The sequence below is a fragment of the Candidatus Polarisedimenticolaceae bacterium genome (genome assembly GCA_036376135.1).
GTDB lineage: Bacteria > Acidobacteriota > Polarisedimenticolia > Polarisedimenticolales > DASRJG01 > DASVAW01.
The window spans coordinates 1-14,657 of sequence record DASVAW010000125.1; the positions used below are offsets into that span (position 1 = coordinate 1).

Consider the following 14,657-nt stretch of genomic DNA (forward strand, 5'->3'; position numbering starts at 1 on the left):
GTCGCGTTCATCCCCGGCTCGATCCTCACCCTGGGCGCCGGCGCGATCTTCGGTCTCGCGCAGGGGTTCCTCGCGGTGATCGTCGGCGCGTCGCTGGGGGCGACGTTGTCGTTCTTTCTGGCGCGCGGCGTCCTGCGCGACCGGATCGCCGCGATGACGGCGGCGAACCCGCGCTTCGCCGCCCTCGACCGGGCGATCGCGAAGGAAGGCGGGAAGATCGTGTTCCTCGTCCGGCTCGCGCCGATCTTCCCGTTCAACCTCGTGAACTACGCTTTCGGCCTGACGGGCGTCCGCCCCGCCGCGTACGCGCTCGCCACGGTGACCGGGATCGTGCCCGGCACGCTGGCGTACGTCTATCTCGGCTACGCGGGCGCGACTGCGGCCGGCGGCTCGGCCGACTCGACCAAGTTGCTGGTGAACGTAGGCGGCGCCGTCGCCGCGCTGATCGCCACGATCGTCGTCGCACGCATCGCGACGAAGGCGATCCGGGAGGCGGGGGTCTAGGGACGCCCTCGCCGCGCGGCCGCGGGTTCGAAGTAGACGGACTGCCCCACGGCGAGGCGCCCCCTGCCGGCAACGGCGCCGTAAACCCCGGCCTTGTTGTCCCTCACCCGGACGATGGTCTTCAGCACCTCGGGATCGGCGTGCGCCGAGTCGGGGTCGAAGTTCACCATCGCGCAGCGCTCGTCGCGGTTGGTGACGTAGACCGCGGGGGCGTCCTCGGCGTCTCCGAACGCGAGGACGCCGCCGACCCACGCGTCCTCCTCGAACGGGACGGGTCGAGACGATGCGATCAGGATGTTCGGTCGGAATCGCCGGACGTCGGGGTGGTGCGCCGCCAGCCGGCCGACCTCGCCGACCGTGGTCGAGGTTATCAAGGAGACGCTGGCTTCATCGAAGATCCCGCGGTTGACATGGACCATCTCGACCGCCGAGCCGTGGCGAGGACCGATCTCCTCCGCCAGCTCCGGCAGCTTGGACGCGGTCAACCACGGAAAACCGCTCCGATCGTCGAGGCGACGGAGCGCCAGCCTGCGATCGCCGTCGAGACCGTGCCAGCCCAGGTCGGCGAGCTCGAGAGGCTCACCTCCCATCGACTTCACGGGGTACCGAAAGAGCGCTTCGACTTCACCGATCTTGATGGGCATCTTCGATTCGTCCTTCCGGCGGCGGCCCGTGTCCATGAGGGTTCAGGCGTCGCCTTTCGACGGCTCGATGTCGAAATGAAGCACGTCCTCGCGGGTTCCCAGCTTGGAGTAGAGCTCGATGGCGGGGTCATCGCCGTGGTCGGCCTGGACGTAGATGACCCACGCCCCGTGCCGGGGCGCCAGCTCCTTCAGTCGCTCGATCATCGCCGTCGCGATGCCGCGCCTTCGGTGGCTTTCCGCCACGGCGAGGTCGTAGATGTAGATCTCCGACCTCGCCCGCTCGAACTTCGGCAGCACGTAGGCCGCAAGCCCTCCCACGACCTCGGCATGATCGAGTCCCGCGATGGCGAGGAACGTCGGGTTCGCGAGTAATCCTCGGAGGTAATCGTCCGGCGGCGGTTTCGCCGTGTAGGTGTCGCGGTCGTCGAACGCCGCCCCGAACAGCGAGAGCATGTCCCGCATCGTCGGGAGGTCGTCCGGGCCGAGGATCCGGATCTCCGTCATCGAGGGGACCTCTCGCGCTCCACGCTCGCGTCCTCGCCGTCCGACGCCTGACGAGCGCATCCCACGCGCGCGGGAGCCGCCCCCCGGCGCTGCTTCTTCAGCTCTTCCTCGAGGCTCTCGCGCGCGGCGTTCGCGTAGGCGCGGCACCGCGCCGGATCGATCAGCGCCTCCGGCTCTCCGCCGTCGCGCCGCGCGACGCGCTCCCAGAACTCCACCATCCCCGGATGCGGAGCCAGCGCGATGTCGCAGGGCAACGCGGCGACCCTCGCGAAGCTGCGCTCGTAGTCCTCGACGACCTCCGGGTGCTTCGGATTGCCGATCAGCCGGTATTCGGGGGCCGACAGGCTGCCCACGTCGACCAGGTGAAGGCAGCGCGTCCCCTCGCAGGACTTCCACGCCCAGGTCGTGTTGCCCCGGGTATGTCCCGGCGTCGCATGGGCGGTGAACACCAGATCTCCCAGGCGCAGGCTTTCGCCGTCGGTCACCGTCCGCGCCACCTGAACCGGCGGGAACGGGAACCGATCCCCGTATTGCGGATCCTCGAGACCGCCCCGGGCGAGCAACGGGGCGTCGGCGGCGCTCGCGATCACCTGCGCCCCCGTGACGCGCGCCAGCTGCGCGATGCCCCCGGCATGATCGCAGTGCGCGTGCGAGTTGAGGATCCACTTGACGTCGCGCGGGTCGATCCCGAGGGTTCGGAGGTTCGCTTCGACGAGCGCCGCGTTCCCCGGCACCCCGCCGTCGATCAGGACGTGCCCCGTGGGCGCCGTGACGAGGAAGACGCCGAGGCCTCGAGGCCCGACGTGCCAGGTATTGCCGTAGATCCGAAAGGGCTCCTGCGGGGCCGTCCAGGAGGGATCGTGATCGCAGGAGTAGGTGTCCGGGGCGACCGCAGGGTCGGCCGGGACGGTTTGCGCCGACACGCTCGAAACCATCCCACCGGACACCACCAGTGCCGCCATCAGTCTGCGCACGGACGACCTGTTTCCGCCTTGGATTCGCACCGAGTGACCATCCATCCCTGGATTATGCATCGTCGGACACGCGGCCCGTCGCGTGGACGAGCGGCCCGGCTACAGAACGAGGTCGGGGCGCGAGGCGCCCCCGGATAGCGCGCCGGGTCACGACCGCTCGATCGGGACCTCCCGGATCGGATCGCCACCGTCGATGAACAGCCGTCCCCCCCGGACCAGCACCCGCCGCAGTCGCTCGAGCGCCATGCGCCCGGCGGCGGGATGACGCCCGTCCAGAGCACCGACCCGCACCGCGAATGCGAGGTCGTAGCGGCGCTCGCCGGGGGCGAGGACGAACGCTTCGACGGCAACGCAGCGGAACTCGAGCCGCCCAGAAGCCAGCTCCGCGCCGGAGCCGGCCACGGCTCGTGCGATCGCCTTTGCGGATCGATCGATGCCGAGCACGTGACCGTTGCCGATGCGGCGAAGCACGGCACGGGCCGCGACGCCCGGCCCGCAGCCGATTTCCAGGACGCGCATTCCGGCACGAAGCGGGAGCGCATCCACGATCGCGGCAAGCCTGGGCGAAATCGGGTCGGCCATGACGTCGATCGACCTCGTGCGCGGCGCCGCGCCCGCGCCGAACGCGTTGCCACCGGGCGACCGCCGCCCGCAGGGGTGATTCGTCCGTTACGGGAGCGGGATGACCGAGCCCAATCCCGCTCGATCGAAACGTTCCTTGAAACGCTCCATGAACACCGCGAACCCCAGCTCGCTCGTGCAATGACCGGGGGCGACGCGCCGAATCTGAAACGTGTCATGCAGCACGTCCGCGGTGCGCTGCACCTGCTCTTTCGGCGCGAGCACGAGGTGAAAGCCGCCCGTCACCGTGTAGAGCCGAGGATCGATCCCGACGACTCCCTCGAGGATCTTCTCCACCCCCGGATGCGAACAGCCGACGACGACGGCGAGCCCCTTCGGCGTCCGCACGGCGAGGGAGACCTCGTTCATCTCCATCGTCCCCGGCTTCTCGGAACGCGTGGTCAGCACGTAGATCCCGGGGAAGATCTCCGTCGTCTTCGTCACGATCTCAAAATTGCCCGCCTCCCAGGGAGTGCCCGACTGCAGGTGCGCCGGCGGCCGCCCCTCGAAATAGCGCATCTCCGCGGGCAAGGAGGGCTGCGGCTCGAGGAATCCGGCGGGCGCACGGCTCTTGAAGAACGCCCCTTCCTGCGGCGCATAAATCTTGACGGCCGGATTCACTCCCAGGAGATAGGTCAGCCCGCTCGTGTGGTCGCCGTGCCGATGCGAGAGGACGACGGCATCGAGCCGCTTCAGATCGACACCGAGTTGCTTGACGTTGTGCTCGAAGATCTTCGCGTTGTTGCCCGTGTCGAACAGGATGCGTTTACCGCCGTACTCCACCAGCGCGGCATATCCCCAGTCCTTCCGAAGCGCGGAGGGCGCGCCGAACGCGTCGTACAGAACGGTGATCCGCTTGGCCTCCTGCGCGCCGGCGGAGAACGGGGTTGTCAGCAGGATCGCTGCGGTAATCGCGAAGCGGTACGCGATGTGCGTCATGGTGCCCTCCCGCGACGGCGGAGTGTATGCCGGACGATCGCCGGACCGAAAGCGTTCGGGCGGACCCGGGCTCCGACGCCACGGCCGACTCGAGGCGGAGCGGCCCCCGGGCCGGTTAGGCCCGCACCTCGCTCATCAACGCCAGTCGATTCCCGTCGGGATCGAAGAACTCGGCCAACCACAACTCGTAGTCGGGCGCACGGTGCACCACGTGCGGTGCCGCGGAGAAGCGCACACCGCCGGATTCGAGGGTCGCCGCGACGCCGCGGATGTCGTCGACCTTGAAGTACACGCCCCCTCCCCGTTGCGCGGCCGACCCCTCGGGCAGGACCCCCACGAGCAGGCGCACGTCGCCGCACATGAAGAAGGCCATCTGCGGAGGAGCCGTGAACAGGAACTTGAGCCCCAGGACGTCGCGGTAGAACGTGACCGCGCGATCGAGATCGTCGACGGGGATCATCAGCTGGCCGACGGTGGCGTTCGAGAGATTCATCGGGGCCTCCCGGCTTCACGCGATCTCGGCGTAGAACTGCAGCCCATTGCCGTCGGGGTCGCGTAGGTGGAACTCCCGCGTGCCCCACGGCGTGTCCTTCGGCGACGCCCACGGACTGCGGCCGTTGTTCTCGGGAGTGAACACGCCCGCGGCGGCGAGCTCCGCGTGCAGGTCGTCGACACCGGTCACGGCGATCCGGAACACGGGGCGGTCCCCTGTCGGGAGGTCCTCCGGCCGCGCCCACTGGAGGTGCAGCTCGACCCCGTCCCGCACGACGGCCGCGTAGCGCGGTTCCGTCGGGGCGTCCTGAAAGGTGACGGTGAACCCCAAGGATTCGAAGAACCGGAGCGAACGGTGGAGATCGGTCGAGCCGAGGACGGGATGGACGGCTTCGAGGGTCGCTCTCACGGCGGTCCCCCCTTTCGCGGGGTTCCTACGTTTCGGAAACCGACGGATTCTATCCCGCATCGACACCCTTCGGGACCCGAGGGAACCAGCGCGGGACGTCGGCGCGGTACCGCTCGTAATCGGCGCCGAATCGGCGATGCAGGTGAGGCTCTTCGTAGAACACGACGAACAGATGGAAAAGCGTCGCGATCGCGAGCGCATAGAGCACGAGCGCTGCCGAGCGATGGAGGACCGCCCACCCGACGACGACCGTCAGAACGCCCAGGTACATCGGATTCCGCGTGGAGCGGTAGAGGCCGCGAACGACGAGCCGCTTCGGGGCATCGATCGGCGCGGGCGTGCCGCGGCCGAACGTCGCGAAGTCCCAAAGGCACCAGCCGTACGTCGCGCCGCCGGCGGCGAGCAAGACGATCGCGAGCGCGAGCAACGGGCCGGAGGCGGCCGCGCCTCCGAGCGACAGCCGCCAGGGCACGTAGACGGCGACCGTACCCGGCACGACCAGGGTGAACAGCACGTTCTTGAGGAACAACACCACGTCGGAAGGGTACGTCGGAGCGGCTCGCGTCGAAAGGTCCGGGAATCGACGGCGCTTGTTTTCGCGGGCTAGATCGTCCCCCGCCCGCGGTGGCTTCGGTCGTCATCCCCCGGGAAGAAGTCGATCCGGCCGGTCAGCAGGCCGACGAATCCCCACACCATCACGGCCACCAGCGACAGCAGGCTGACCACGGCGTGGATCAGGCTGTAGATCCAGTAACCTCGGTCGACCGCGGTGAACGTGCCCTTGCTCCCGACAAAGTACTGCCCCGCGACGATCTTCCCGTTCAGCGCATCACCGCCGAAGAAGCTGGTCACGACGGCGAAGGCCACGAAGTTGAGGAGCGTGAGGGCCAACGCGGTCCGATAGAGGTCCGTCGGTGGATCGGGCCTTCGCGCGCGCCTCGAGCGCGTGAAGCCGCGGAAGAACCCGCGCCATCCGGCCACCAGCGCGGATCGGACCCTGGAGATTCGATCGGCCCCCGGCGCCACGTCGGCGGCTACTTGCGTACGTTCGCCAGAAGTTCCGCCGCTCTCGCCGCGTCCTCGGCCAGCACCACCACCTCAACGCCGCTCAGCCACAGCTGCGGCCGCATGCCCCCGCAGTCGTCACGCCGGATCATGCCCTCGATGCCCGACGCTTCGAGAGCCCCGACGGCAACCTCGGCATCCACCGCATTGCTGAAGGTCCGAACGACAACGAGCTCTCCGGTCGTCATGAGGGTTTGCCTCCCGCGGAACCTGGCTGCATGCTACATGCTCCATCCGCGCCGAGACCAGGCGATCCGCTCGTCTCCGACGTCAGCTCCGCTTCTTCCTGACCGGCCGCCGCCTCGCATCCTTCGTCGGATCCCCGACCTCCTTGGGAATCGCGTCCGACGCCGTAGTCACGGGTTTCGGCCCCGCCGCAATTCGTGGATCCGGCCGCCGAGCCAGCACTGCGGGATCGCGAGCACGACGAGCGACACCGGATACCAGCGCGGACCGAGATCGAGGCGCCAGGTCGCGAGCAACCCGATCAGCGCGAGGACGACTCCGATGGCGCCGAGGATCATCACGTGGCGCATCGGGCGGGAGGGGGCCAGCCGCGCCGTCAGCCACCCGCCGCCGATCCCGATCCCCAGGCGGTACGCGCTCGCCAGCAGCGCGTGTGCATCCGTCAGCGGCTGCCCCATCGGGGGGTAGACCTTCGCGACGTGCAGCAGGACGTCGACGATCGTCGTCACCACCACGACGCCGACGATTCCGGCGAGCACGGCCAGCACCGATCTTCCCTTCACGATCGACCTCGCTTCGCCGCGCCTTGTGCCATGACTGGACGGCGAAGTCGACCCTGCATGTCCCGACGCGAGGCGACCGACTTCATCCGAGGCGCTCCCCGAGGATCCTCAGGTACTGCCGCCACGGCCCGACATCCTCGGCGTACCGCTTCGCCAGCACGCGCGAGATCTGGCCGAGATGGTCGAGGTCGTGCGCGACCCACGTCGCGAGATGCTGCGCCAGCGTCACGGTGCCGAGATCCGGGTGCCTCCCGCGGCGCGCGAGATCGGCCTCGGTCAGGCGCAGCGCCCCGAGTCGGGCGAGGCTCGTCGCGCGCTCCCGTTCGAAGGTGTCGAGAAGCTCGGCGAGGGTGCGCCCGCGCGAGGCGTCGAACATCGCCTCGCGGTCGAAGGTCGGAAACGGGACGGCCTCGCCGTGGCGAAGCAGGTGCTCCGCGCGCGGGATCCAGTCGGTGCGTTCCCCGTGGATGAGATGCCCCACGACGTCGAAGGGGCTCCAGGTCCCCGGCCCTTCGCGCGCTTCGATCCAGGGGGCGGGAAGATCGTGGAGGAGGGCGCGCAGCACCGCCGGCGTGCGGCGCAGCACGGAGATCGCCTCGTCGATTCGGTACGTCATGGGGCCTCCCGGGTGAACGATCAGATCCAGCGCCGCACGGCGGTCCGGTACTCCGCGTACGGCTCCCCGAACTTCTCGAGGAGCGCTCGCTCCTCGGGCCGGATCTGGAACCGGTTCATGTAGAGCACGAAGGCGGGGACGACCAGGAACGGCAGCGGATGGGACAGCCACGTCGCGAGAGCCGCGAGGAGCAGCGCGAGGCCGAGGTACATCGGATTCCGGCTCAGGCGGTAGATGCCGGTCCGCACGACTCGGCTCGCCCGCGAGGGATGCGTGGGATGCACGGTGGTCCCGACCCGCACGAACCGGATCACGCCGAGCACCGCGATGCCGACGCCGATGCCGCCGAGAAGCAGCGCGACCGCGGAGGCCCACGACGCTTCGTGGCCGAGGGTCGGCGCGAGCTCGCGCAGTCCGAACGCGGCCGCGCCGCAGAGGACGAACACCGCGACGGGCGGCACCTTCAGTTCGAGCGCGCGCAGCGTCACAGTCCTTCCGACCGGCCCGCAGCGGCCCGAGGCGTCAGTCGATAGTGCAGGCGCAGAAACGTCATCCCCCACAACTTCAGGACATGGTCGGCGCGGACGTCCGAGCCCGAAGGATAGACGTGGATCGTCTCCCGGAGGGCCCGCACGTACCGCGAGCGGATCGCGCCGTTTCGGTCCCGCACGGTGAAGTAGAAGCCGGGACTGCCGAAACCGTTGCCGGCGCTGATCAGGCGGAGCGATCCGTCGTCCTCGACCACGGCACGCATCAGGACGATCCCGTTTCCGTTCGGCAGAGGGAAGACGACCCGCACGCACGGCGTCGAGCCTTCCGGGACGACGCACGTGGAGTAGGCCCCGGCATAGATGACGTCCCCGGTGCGCACCAGCGTACGGACCCACGCCGCGAAGAGCCGCCGACCGCCGTGGGGCTCCGCGACGACGATCACCTCGCTCGTCATGCCCCGGCTGGTATCGAGGTTCGACAGCGGCACGTTGAGCTGCTGGAGCCGGCGGCTGAAGATCCGGGCGAGCATCCACCCGAACGGCCGGAAGACGCCCGTCCACTCCGACCACGTGTCGAGGGCGTAGTCGGAGGTTCGGGTATAGAACTCCACCACCGCGGGGTCGACCCGAGCCGGATCAAAGCTCGCGCTCCGGAGGGCCTGCAGATCGGCGAGCAGTCCGCCCGGCTCCCCACGCAACGCGCGAAGGCCGCGCTCGGCGACGTAGGCGTCGAAGAACGACGATCCGATTCCCTCGGGCTTCCCCACGGGCCCGTCGAGCCAGGGATGGTCCTCGAGGCGAACGCGGCGGCCGGTCCAGCGTACCCAGCGCTGGGTCACGCGGTCGACGAGGTCCCCTCGCGCTTCGCCCCGCCCCATCGACGACCCCGGCGACGGGGGCCTCTTCACACCCTCTGCCACGCCGGCCCGCTCTCCAGCTTCGCGAGCCCCTCCTCGTCCGCGAAGAACCGGGTCAACCCGCAGTCCTTGCACACGACGATCCGGAACTTCGCCGCCTGGTACCACTTCCCGAGCTTGGGCAGGTAGTCGGGGGCGTAACCGCCGCCCGCGCTGACTCGCTTCACGCTCCGGAACAGGTTGTGGCCGCCGCAATCGGGACAAGCCGCCGGGGATCGCATCACACGCCTCCTGCGAGCCGGAGCGTAGCACCGGGTTGATCCACCTTCAGCCGCGTCCGATCGCGCTGCGAACCTCCTCAACGGAGATCTGGCGCCCGGCCAGCACGTCCGGCGGCAGACACCCCTCGACCACCAGAAGGCCGATCAGCACGTGCCGCCCCTCGATCTCCGCGGATCCATCCAGGAACGCCTGGTGGCGGGCGACGAACAACGCCCGCTTGGCATCCGGCGCCAACCCTTCGAAGTTCGGCTTGCGCATGGGACCGCACCTCACTCCGGACACAACGCGATCGCCTGCGTCCGGCAGGCCCCGGCCGCAGGTGCCCTCTCCGCACCGCTGCTTCCACGGCCGTAGGACCCTTCCTTCGAGTCGATCGTGTTCTGCGGGACGACGAGGTAATACGAGCTCGTCCCCGCCGGGAAGAACGTCCGCGTCAAGGCGCCGCCGTTCGTGCAGGTCTTCGGCGCGCGGTTCGCGTAGTCGCCGATCGTTCCCTCGTACACCGCGTAGTCGAGGTCGCTCGTGACGCACGAGGGGCCCCAGCGCAGCGTGATCTCCCCCGTGAGTTCCTTCGACACCCTCAGCCCGTTCGCGCCGTCCTTGGGAATGCGGCCGGCCGCGCCCCCCACCGCCGTGTCGCACAGGACCAGCACCGATCGGCTCACGTAGGTCGTGACGACCTCGCCGTTGCCGAACTCGAGGGCCGCCGCGAGGTGGGTCGCGTTCCCTCCGACCGGGCAGGTCGCGTAATGCACGACCTGCGTCGCGCCGCCCGTGTACGGAAATCGGTTGACCTGGGGCCACGCCGACGCGAGGCGGCTCGCCGAGGGCGTGGCGTCCTCGTACAGCAGGAACGCGGTGATGGTTCCGGAAGCGGCGACGCCGGAGAGTCCGTAGAAGCCATCCGCCGGGTCGCGGAAGCGGATCGTGACGGGAAACAACGGACCGGTTCCCACAGCGAGCACCTCGGGGCGCGGTATCTCGACGAGGTCGAGGTCGCGCTGCACCCGGGAGTAATCGAAGTCGAACGACCCCGTCGGGGTCTCGTCGACCCGCCCGAGGGCGAACCAGGCGTTCGCGCCGTCGGTCGATCGGGTCTCCACGAGGGTCGCCAGCTGCCCCGAGGGACAACCGACGGTGCAAGCCAGGCTCAGGTCGCCGTCGAGGTAGTAGACCGGTCCCGGCGCTCCCGGAGAGCAGCCGGAGCACCCGATCAGCCAGTTGGCTTCGGGGCAGGTTCCCTCGTTCGCCGTGGTGCGCTGACCGGGGGTCCAGAACCGGCCCACGATCGACGTGGAGTCGGTCGCCGCGCCGGCGGGGAACCGGACGTAGAAGTACCCCGTCTCGGTGATCTGGCCGAAGTCCTTGCTGAGGCACGAGGCATCGGCGGGCGCGAAGGCGCCCGGAACGAAGAGGAACAGGAGCAGCCAAGTACGGCGCATGGGCGTCGCCCCCGTGGAGCCTGGGGGAACCGTACTCCCCTGCGCCGCTCGTTACAAGGCCGCCTCTACCGTGCCTTCTTCGCTTCCTTCCACGCCGCGAGCACCTTCGCCTCCTTGTCGGGAGCCAGGCCGGCCTTGAGCTTGGCCCGTCGCTCGTCGGGGAGCGTCGCCCACCACTTGAGCGTGTCTTCGACGATCTCCTCCACGGGGCGGAACTTCAGCCCCTTCGCGATCGCCTTCTTGCAGTTGATCCGCGAGAACCCGGCGGTGGCGCCGGTCCCGGGAACCCACGACGGGAGCTCGGCCCACGCCGCGACCTCGTTCTTCTCGAGGAACGCGGCGTCGGTGAAGACGAGGGTCGCGTCGGACTTGGCGGCCTTCTTCGTCGACTCGAGCATCGCCTTGAACGAAAGCTCCTTCTCGGGGCCGGTCGCGTTGTAGATGCCGAAGTTCCGGTCCTCGAGGCACTTCACGATGAACGCCGCGAGATCGCGGACGTCGATGATCTGGGTCGGGTCGTCGGCCGGGGGGCACAACACCTCGCCGCCCTTCGCGATCCGGACCGGCCAGTACGTGAACCGGTCGGTCGGATCGAGGGGGCCGACGATCAACCCCGGGCGGATCGTCGTGGCGCGTCCGGGGAGCGACGCCTCCGCCTGCCGCTCGCACGCCGCCTTCAGCGCCCCGTAGTACTTCATCACCTCTTCGCTGTTCGGCTCGGTGAGCGGATCGGTCGGGGCGGTCTCGTCGGCGCCGGGCTTGGGGGTCTCGCCGAAGACCGAGATCGAGGAGATGAACAGGTACTGTCCGACGTTCGGCGCCAGGAGGTCGGCGGACAGCTTCACGATGCGCGGGACGTACCCCGAGTTGTCCACGACCGCGTCCCACTTGCGGTCCTTGAGCCCGTCGAGCTTGCCGTCGCGATCGCCCAGGATCGTCTCCACGTTCGGGAACATCCCGGGGTTGCGCTTGCCGCGGTTGAAGAGGGTCACCTCGTGGCCGCGGGCGAGGGCGTAGTCGACGGTGTGGGGGCCGAGGAACCCCGTGCCCCCGAGGATCAGGATCTTGAGGGGCTTGGGCGCCTTCGACGCCTGCGGGCGACGCCACACCGGGAGCCCCTCGGGCTCGTCGGCGGCGAACAGGCGGCCCCCGAGTTGCGAAACGACGACGGCGCCGGCGCCCGCGGCGACGGCGGACTTCACGAAGGTCCTGCGGTTTCCGGTCATGCAGCAGCTCCTTGAGCGGCGAGCGCCTTCTGGCGACGCGCGAGGTAGAACGCGAGAGGGATGCCGGCGAGGGCGACCGGCGCGAGGCCGAGCGCGAGCGCCGGACCGGCGATGCCGACGACGGCGGCCGTCGCCTGGAGTTGGGTCGCGAGCCAATCCGACCCGCGGTAGACGACGGTATCGAGGAAGCTCTTCGCCTTGTATTTCTCCTCCGCGGTCACGACCGTGAACAACGCCTCGCGTGCCGGACGCTCGAGGGCGAAGTGCGCGACCCGGCGGGAGACGCCGACGACGAGGAGCACGGGGAGGGTCGGGAACCAGCCGTAGACGGCGAGTCCCACGACCGTGAGCGCGGGAAGGACGACGAGCGCCGCCGACAGCCCGAGCCGGGTCATGATCCAGCCGGTCCCGACGATCTCGACGAGCGCGACGAGCGTGTTCTGGGTGAGGTCGACCTTGGAGAGGAGAGAGGCCCGGGACGCCGCGTCCGGGAGGGCGTCCTTGAGCAGGCGCGTCTGCTCGACGTAGAGGGTCGTGGAGCCCAGCGCGTAGAGCGCGATGATCAGCGCGATCCCCGCGAGGTACGGGGAGGTCAGCGCCAGCCGGAATCCGGCGAAGACGCCGCCGCCGATCCTCTCCCCCGCGTGGCCGGCGATCGCCCCCGACGAGCGCGAGCCCGCCCAGCGCGCGAGCCACAGCGCGCACCCGACCGCCACCTGGAGGAGCGCGGCGGCGAGAACCAGGAGGGGAACGATCCCGACCTTCGTGGCGAACAGCGCGACGACCGCGGGGCCGGCGATCGCCCCGGCGCTCCCGCCGGCGGCGATCAGCCCGTACAGGCGCCGCGCCTGGTCCTCGCGCCACAGGTCGGCCATGAACGCCCAGAACACCGAGACCACGAAGACGTTGTAGACCGACAGCCAGACGAAGAAGACCTGGGCGATCGTGGTCTTCCCGCCGCCCGCGGTCCACCAGAGGGCGAAGCCGGCGAGCATCAGGGCGAACGTCTCGTAGGCGACGGGGATGACCCGCCGGCGCGGGACCCGGGCGACGAGCCACGACCAGGCCGGGACGAGGACCAGCATCGAGCCGAAGGTCCACGCGAACAGCTCGGGAAGGCGGCCGACCCCGGCCTCGACGGCCATCGCGTCGCGGATCGGACGGAGGACGTAGTAACCGGCCAGCAGCACGAAGAAATAGGTGAAGGCCACGACCACCGCTCCGAACTCGTCGCGCTTCACACCCGGCAGTGTCGGCATCCACCCTCCCGAGACCCGGCCTTGTACGGGACTCGCCCGCCCGGGTTCTGGATTGACCGGCACCTTTGGCCGGATTCGCTGCAAGGCCCCATGATGTCCCGTCCATGCGATATCCCGTCTCCGAACATTTCGACGGCCGTCGATTCTTCAACCCGGGCGGCCTTCCCGCCGGGACGCCCCTGGACGTCCTTCGCTGGAAGCTGACCTCGCGCCCCGCGCGTTGGCCCCGCTCGGTCGCGAACACGCATCCGGTCCGGATCCCCGACGGCGTGGCCGCGGACGAGGTCGCGGCGACCTTCGTCGGGCACGCGACGTTCCTCCTCCAGTTCCGCGGCGCGAACCTGCTGACCGACCCGATCTGGTCCGCGTGCGCGGGCCCTTTCGGCCGCCTCGGCCCGCGGCGCGTGCGTCCCCCGGCGCTCGCGCTCGACGCCCTCCCCCCGCTTCGCGCGGTGCTCGTCTCCCACAACCACTACGACCACCTCGACCTCCCGACGCTGCGCGCCCTCGACCGCGCGCAACGGCCGCTGTTCGTCACGAGCCTCGGGAACGAGCGCTGGCTCAAGCGGCGCGGGATCCGCGACGTGGTCGAGCTCGACTGGTGGCAGACCCATCCGATGGGCGACGGGTTGTCGGTCACGTTCGTCCCGGCGCAGCATTTCGCCGCCCGCGGGTTCACCGACCGGTACAAGACGCTCTGGGGCGGGTTCGTGGTCGAGCGGAAGGGGGTGAAGGTCTACTTCGCCGCCGACTCGGGGTGGTTCGACGGGTTCCGGGCGATCGGCGAGCGCCTCGGGCCGTTCGACCTCGCGCTGCTCCCGATCGGCGCCTACGAGCCGCGCTGGTTCATGACCCCGGTGCACGTCACCCCCGAGGACGCGGTCCAGGCCCACCTCGACGTGCGCTCGCGCCTGTCGGTGGCGATGCACTTCGGGACCTTCCAGCTGACCGACGAGTCGATCGACGAGCCGATCGTGCGCCTGCGCGCCGCGCTGGCGGAGCGGGCGATCCCGGAGGGGACGTTCGTCGTGCCGGAGTTCGGGGAGACGATCCTCACGCGGAGGGCGGAAGCACGCCCAGGATCCACGTATGGAGCCGACCGCACGCGTCGCAGTTGAAGCCGAACGCCAGGTCGCCCGACGCGTCGCGGAACGGAATACCGGCGATCGCCGCGGCGTCGATCTCGTCCGGGTCGTAGGGCGCCGCGCGGTCCTGCCCGAACAGGAACGGCTCGAGGCGCGCCCCGCAGCGACACAGGCGCGAGAGCGGCCACGGCGCGCAGTCGATCCCCGACTGGAGCAGGCGCTCGCGTTCCCCTCGCATCCAGTCCGGAACGCCGTGGACCTCGCCCGTGCGCGCGCCCTCCTCGCCGCCCGCGGCCACGCGAAGCGCGGCGACCGTCTCCTTCGCCCGGCGCTCGGCGCGCCCGAGCTCGCCGATCTCCGGGAGACTCGATTCGCGCTCGATCGCCGTCTCGCGGGCCGCGAGCGCCAGCGAGAGCGCCCCGGACCCCGAGATCGGGAAGGCGAACCACACCTCCGCGCGGGGCGCGGCGACCCCGGGCTCGCCGAAGGTCCCCGCCG

At 69.9% G+C, this 14,657-nt stretch carries 22 protein-coding genes; 2 read left to right on the forward strand and 20 right to left on the reverse strand.

Annotation, left to right across the window (positions count from 1 at the left end):
* The coding region (locus VF139_12580; GenBank protein ID HEX6852229.1) for a VTT domain-containing protein at positions 1–504 on the forward strand (504 nt) is incomplete at its 5' end.
* On the opposite strand, the gene VF139_12585 is transcribed toward VF139_12580, so the two are convergent.
* The 19 genes from VF139_12585 to VF139_12675 form a co-directional block, all read right to left on the reverse strand.
* The gene (locus VF139_12585; GenBank protein HEX6852230.1) at positions 501–1,148 is read right to left on the reverse strand and encodes an MOSC domain-containing protein; all 648 of its coding nucleotides are present in this window, start codon (positions 1,146–1,148) and stop codon (positions 501–503) included. The genes VF139_12580 and VF139_12585 overlap by 4 nt on opposite strands.
* A gap of 42 nt (positions 1,149–1,190) precedes the next feature.
* The gene (locus tag VF139_12590) at positions 1,191–1,652 is read right to left on the reverse strand and encodes an AAC(3)-I family aminoglycoside N-acetyltransferase (GenBank protein HEX6852231.1); all 462 of its coding nucleotides are present in this window, start codon (positions 1,650–1,652) and stop codon (positions 1,191–1,193) included.
* Positions 1,649–2,626, reverse strand: a complete 978-nt coding sequence (gene bla, locus VF139_12595) for a subclass B3 metallo-beta-lactamase (GenBank protein HEX6852232.1) — start codon at positions 2,624–2,626, stop codon at positions 1,649–1,651. Before bla ends, VF139_12590 begins: the two co-directional genes overlap by 4 nt.
* A gap of 147 nt (positions 2,627–2,773) precedes the next feature.
* Positions 2,774–3,208 carry a class I SAM-dependent methyltransferase gene (locus VF139_12600; protein HEX6852233.1) on the reverse strand — a complete coding sequence of 145 codons (435 nt, stop codon included), beginning with the start codon at positions 3,206–3,208 and terminating at the stop codon, positions 2,774–2,776.
* Between the two features lie 87 nt (positions 3,209–3,295).
* Entirely contained in the window at positions 3,296–4,186 is an 891-nt protein-coding gene (locus VF139_12605; GenBank protein ID HEX6852234.1) for an MBL fold metallo-hydrolase, read from the reverse strand.
* A 115-nt stretch (positions 4,187–4,301) separates the two neighbouring features.
* Positions 4,302–4,679: a VOC family protein gene (locus tag VF139_12610; protein HEX6852235.1), complete on the reverse strand. Its 378-nt coding sequence runs from the start codon at positions 4,677–4,679 to the stop codon at positions 4,302–4,304.
* A 15-nt stretch (positions 4,680–4,694) separates the two neighbouring features.
* Positions 4,695–5,087 carry a VOC family protein gene (locus VF139_12615; GenBank protein HEX6852236.1) on the reverse strand — a complete coding sequence of 131 codons (393 nt, stop codon included), beginning with the start codon at positions 5,085–5,087 and terminating at the stop codon, positions 4,695–4,697.
* Between the two features lie 49 nt (positions 5,088–5,136).
* On the reverse strand, positions 5,137–5,622 hold the full coding sequence (locus VF139_12620; protein ID HEX6852237.1) for an isoprenylcysteine carboxylmethyltransferase family protein: 486 nt from the start codon (positions 5,620–5,622) through the stop codon (positions 5,137–5,139).
* Between the two features lie 68 nt (positions 5,623–5,690).
* Positions 5,691–6,068, reverse strand: coding sequence for a hypothetical protein (locus VF139_12625; GenBank protein HEX6852238.1), 378 nt, complete (start codon positions 6,066–6,068; stop codon positions 5,691–5,693).
* A gap of 53 nt (positions 6,069–6,121) precedes the next feature.
* The gene (locus tag VF139_12630; protein HEX6852239.1) at positions 6,122–6,340 is read right to left on the reverse strand and encodes a DUF2007 domain-containing protein; all 219 of its coding nucleotides are present in this window, start codon (positions 6,338–6,340) and stop codon (positions 6,122–6,124) included.
* 168 nt (positions 6,341–6,508) lie between these two features.
* A complete protein-coding gene (locus VF139_12635) occupies positions 6,509–6,901 on the reverse strand; it encodes a hypothetical protein (GenBank protein ID HEX6852240.1) in 393 nt (130 codons plus the stop codon).
* Positions 6,902–6,983: 82 nt separating this feature from the next.
* A complete protein-coding gene (locus VF139_12640; protein ID HEX6852241.1) occupies positions 6,984–7,517 on the reverse strand; it encodes a DinB family protein in 534 nt (177 codons plus the stop codon).
* 20 nt (positions 7,518–7,537) lie between these two features.
* A complete protein-coding gene (locus VF139_12645) occupies positions 7,538–8,005 on the reverse strand; it encodes an isoprenylcysteine carboxylmethyltransferase family protein (GenBank protein HEX6852242.1) in 468 nt (155 codons plus the stop codon).
* Positions 8,002–8,886, reverse strand: a complete 885-nt coding sequence (locus VF139_12650) for a hypothetical protein (protein ID HEX6852243.1) — start codon at positions 8,884–8,886, stop codon at positions 8,002–8,004. The genes VF139_12645 and VF139_12650 overlap by 4 nt, the downstream gene beginning before the upstream one ends.
* A gap of 26 nt (positions 8,887–8,912) precedes the next feature.
* Complete coding sequence (locus VF139_12655) at positions 8,913–9,092, reverse strand: hypothetical protein (protein ID HEX6852244.1); 180 nt, start codon at positions 9,090–9,092, stop codon at positions 8,913–8,915.
* A gap of 100 nt (positions 9,093–9,192) precedes the next feature.
* Entirely contained in the window at positions 9,193–9,405 is a 213-nt protein-coding gene (locus VF139_12660; GenBank protein HEX6852245.1) for a hypothetical protein, read from the reverse strand.
* Between the two features lie 11 nt (positions 9,406–9,416).
* Entirely contained in the window at positions 9,417–10,589 is a 1,173-nt protein-coding gene (locus VF139_12665; protein ID HEX6852246.1) for a hypothetical protein, read from the reverse strand.
* Positions 10,590–10,654: 65 nt separating this feature from the next.
* Entirely contained in the window at positions 10,655–11,815 is a 1,161-nt protein-coding gene (locus VF139_12670; protein ID HEX6852247.1) for an NAD-dependent epimerase/dehydratase family protein, read from the reverse strand.
* The gene (locus VF139_12675) at positions 11,812–13,074 is read right to left on the reverse strand and encodes a hypothetical protein (protein HEX6852248.1); all 1,263 of its coding nucleotides are present in this window, start codon (positions 13,072–13,074) and stop codon (positions 11,812–11,814) included. Before VF139_12675 ends, VF139_12670 begins: the two co-directional genes overlap by 4 nt.
* Before the next feature lie 104 nt (positions 13,075–13,178).
* Here VF139_12675 and VF139_12680 point away from each other — a divergent pair, with 104 nt between their 5' ends.
* A complete protein-coding gene (locus VF139_12680; GenBank protein ID HEX6852249.1) occupies positions 13,179–14,192 on the forward strand; it encodes an MBL fold metallo-hydrolase in 1,014 nt (337 codons plus the stop codon).
* Here the strand turns inward: VF139_12680 and VF139_12685 are convergent.
* The coding region (locus VF139_12685) for a hypothetical protein (GenBank protein HEX6852250.1) at positions 14,128–14,657 on the reverse strand (530 nt) is incomplete at its 5' end. The genes VF139_12680 and VF139_12685 overlap by 65 nt on opposite strands.

Bases quoted from the DNA above. Each gene is read 5' to 3' on its own strand.
- VF139_12605 (HEX6852234.1), bottom strand. From the start codon at position 4,186: ATGACGCACATCGCGTACCGCTTCGCGATTACCGCAGCGATCCTGCTG.
- VF139_12670 (HEX6852247.1), bottom strand. From the start codon at position 11,815: ATGACCGGAAACCGCAGGACCTTCGTGAAGTCCGCCGTCGCCGCGGGC.
- VF139_12660 (HEX6852245.1), bottom strand. From the start codon at position 9,405: ATGCGCAAGCCGAACTTCGAAGGGTTGGCGCCGGATGCCAAGCGGGCG.
- VF139_12650 (HEX6852243.1), bottom strand. From the start codon at position 8,886: ATGGGGCGGGGCGAAGCGCGAGGGGACCTCGTCGACCGCGTGACCCAG.
- VF139_12610 (HEX6852235.1), bottom strand. From the start codon at position 4,679: ATGAATCTCTCGAACGCCACCGTCGGCCAGCTGATGATCCCCGTCGAC.
- VF139_12600 (HEX6852233.1), bottom strand. From the start codon at position 3,208: ATGGCCGACCCGATTTCGCCCAGGCTTGCCGCGATCGTGGATGCGCTC.
- VF139_12640 (HEX6852241.1), bottom strand. From the start codon at position 7,517: ATGACGTACCGAATCGACGAGGCGATCTCCGTGCTGCGCCGCACGCCG.
- VF139_12665 (HEX6852246.1), bottom strand. From the start codon at position 10,589: ATGCGCCGTACTTGGCTGCTCCTGTTCCTCTTCGTTCCGGGCGCCTTC.
- VF139_12585 (HEX6852230.1), bottom strand. From the start codon at position 1,148: ATGCCCATCAAGATCGGTGAAGTCGAAGCGCTCTTTCGGTACCCCGTG.
- VF139_12675 (HEX6852248.1), bottom strand. From the start codon at position 13,074: ATGCCGACACTGCCGGGTGTGAAGCGCGACGAGTTCGGAGCGGTGGTC.
- VF139_12590 (HEX6852231.1), bottom strand. From the start codon at position 1,652: ATGACGGAGATCCGGATCCTCGGCCCGGACGACCTCCCGACGATGCGG.
- VF139_12630 (HEX6852239.1), bottom strand. From the start codon at position 6,340: ATGACGACCGGAGAGCTCGTTGTCGTTCGGACCTTCAGCAATGCGGTG.
- VF139_12680 (HEX6852249.1), top strand. From the start codon at position 13,179: ATGCGATATCCCGTCTCCGAACATTTCGACGGCCGTCGATTCTTCAAC.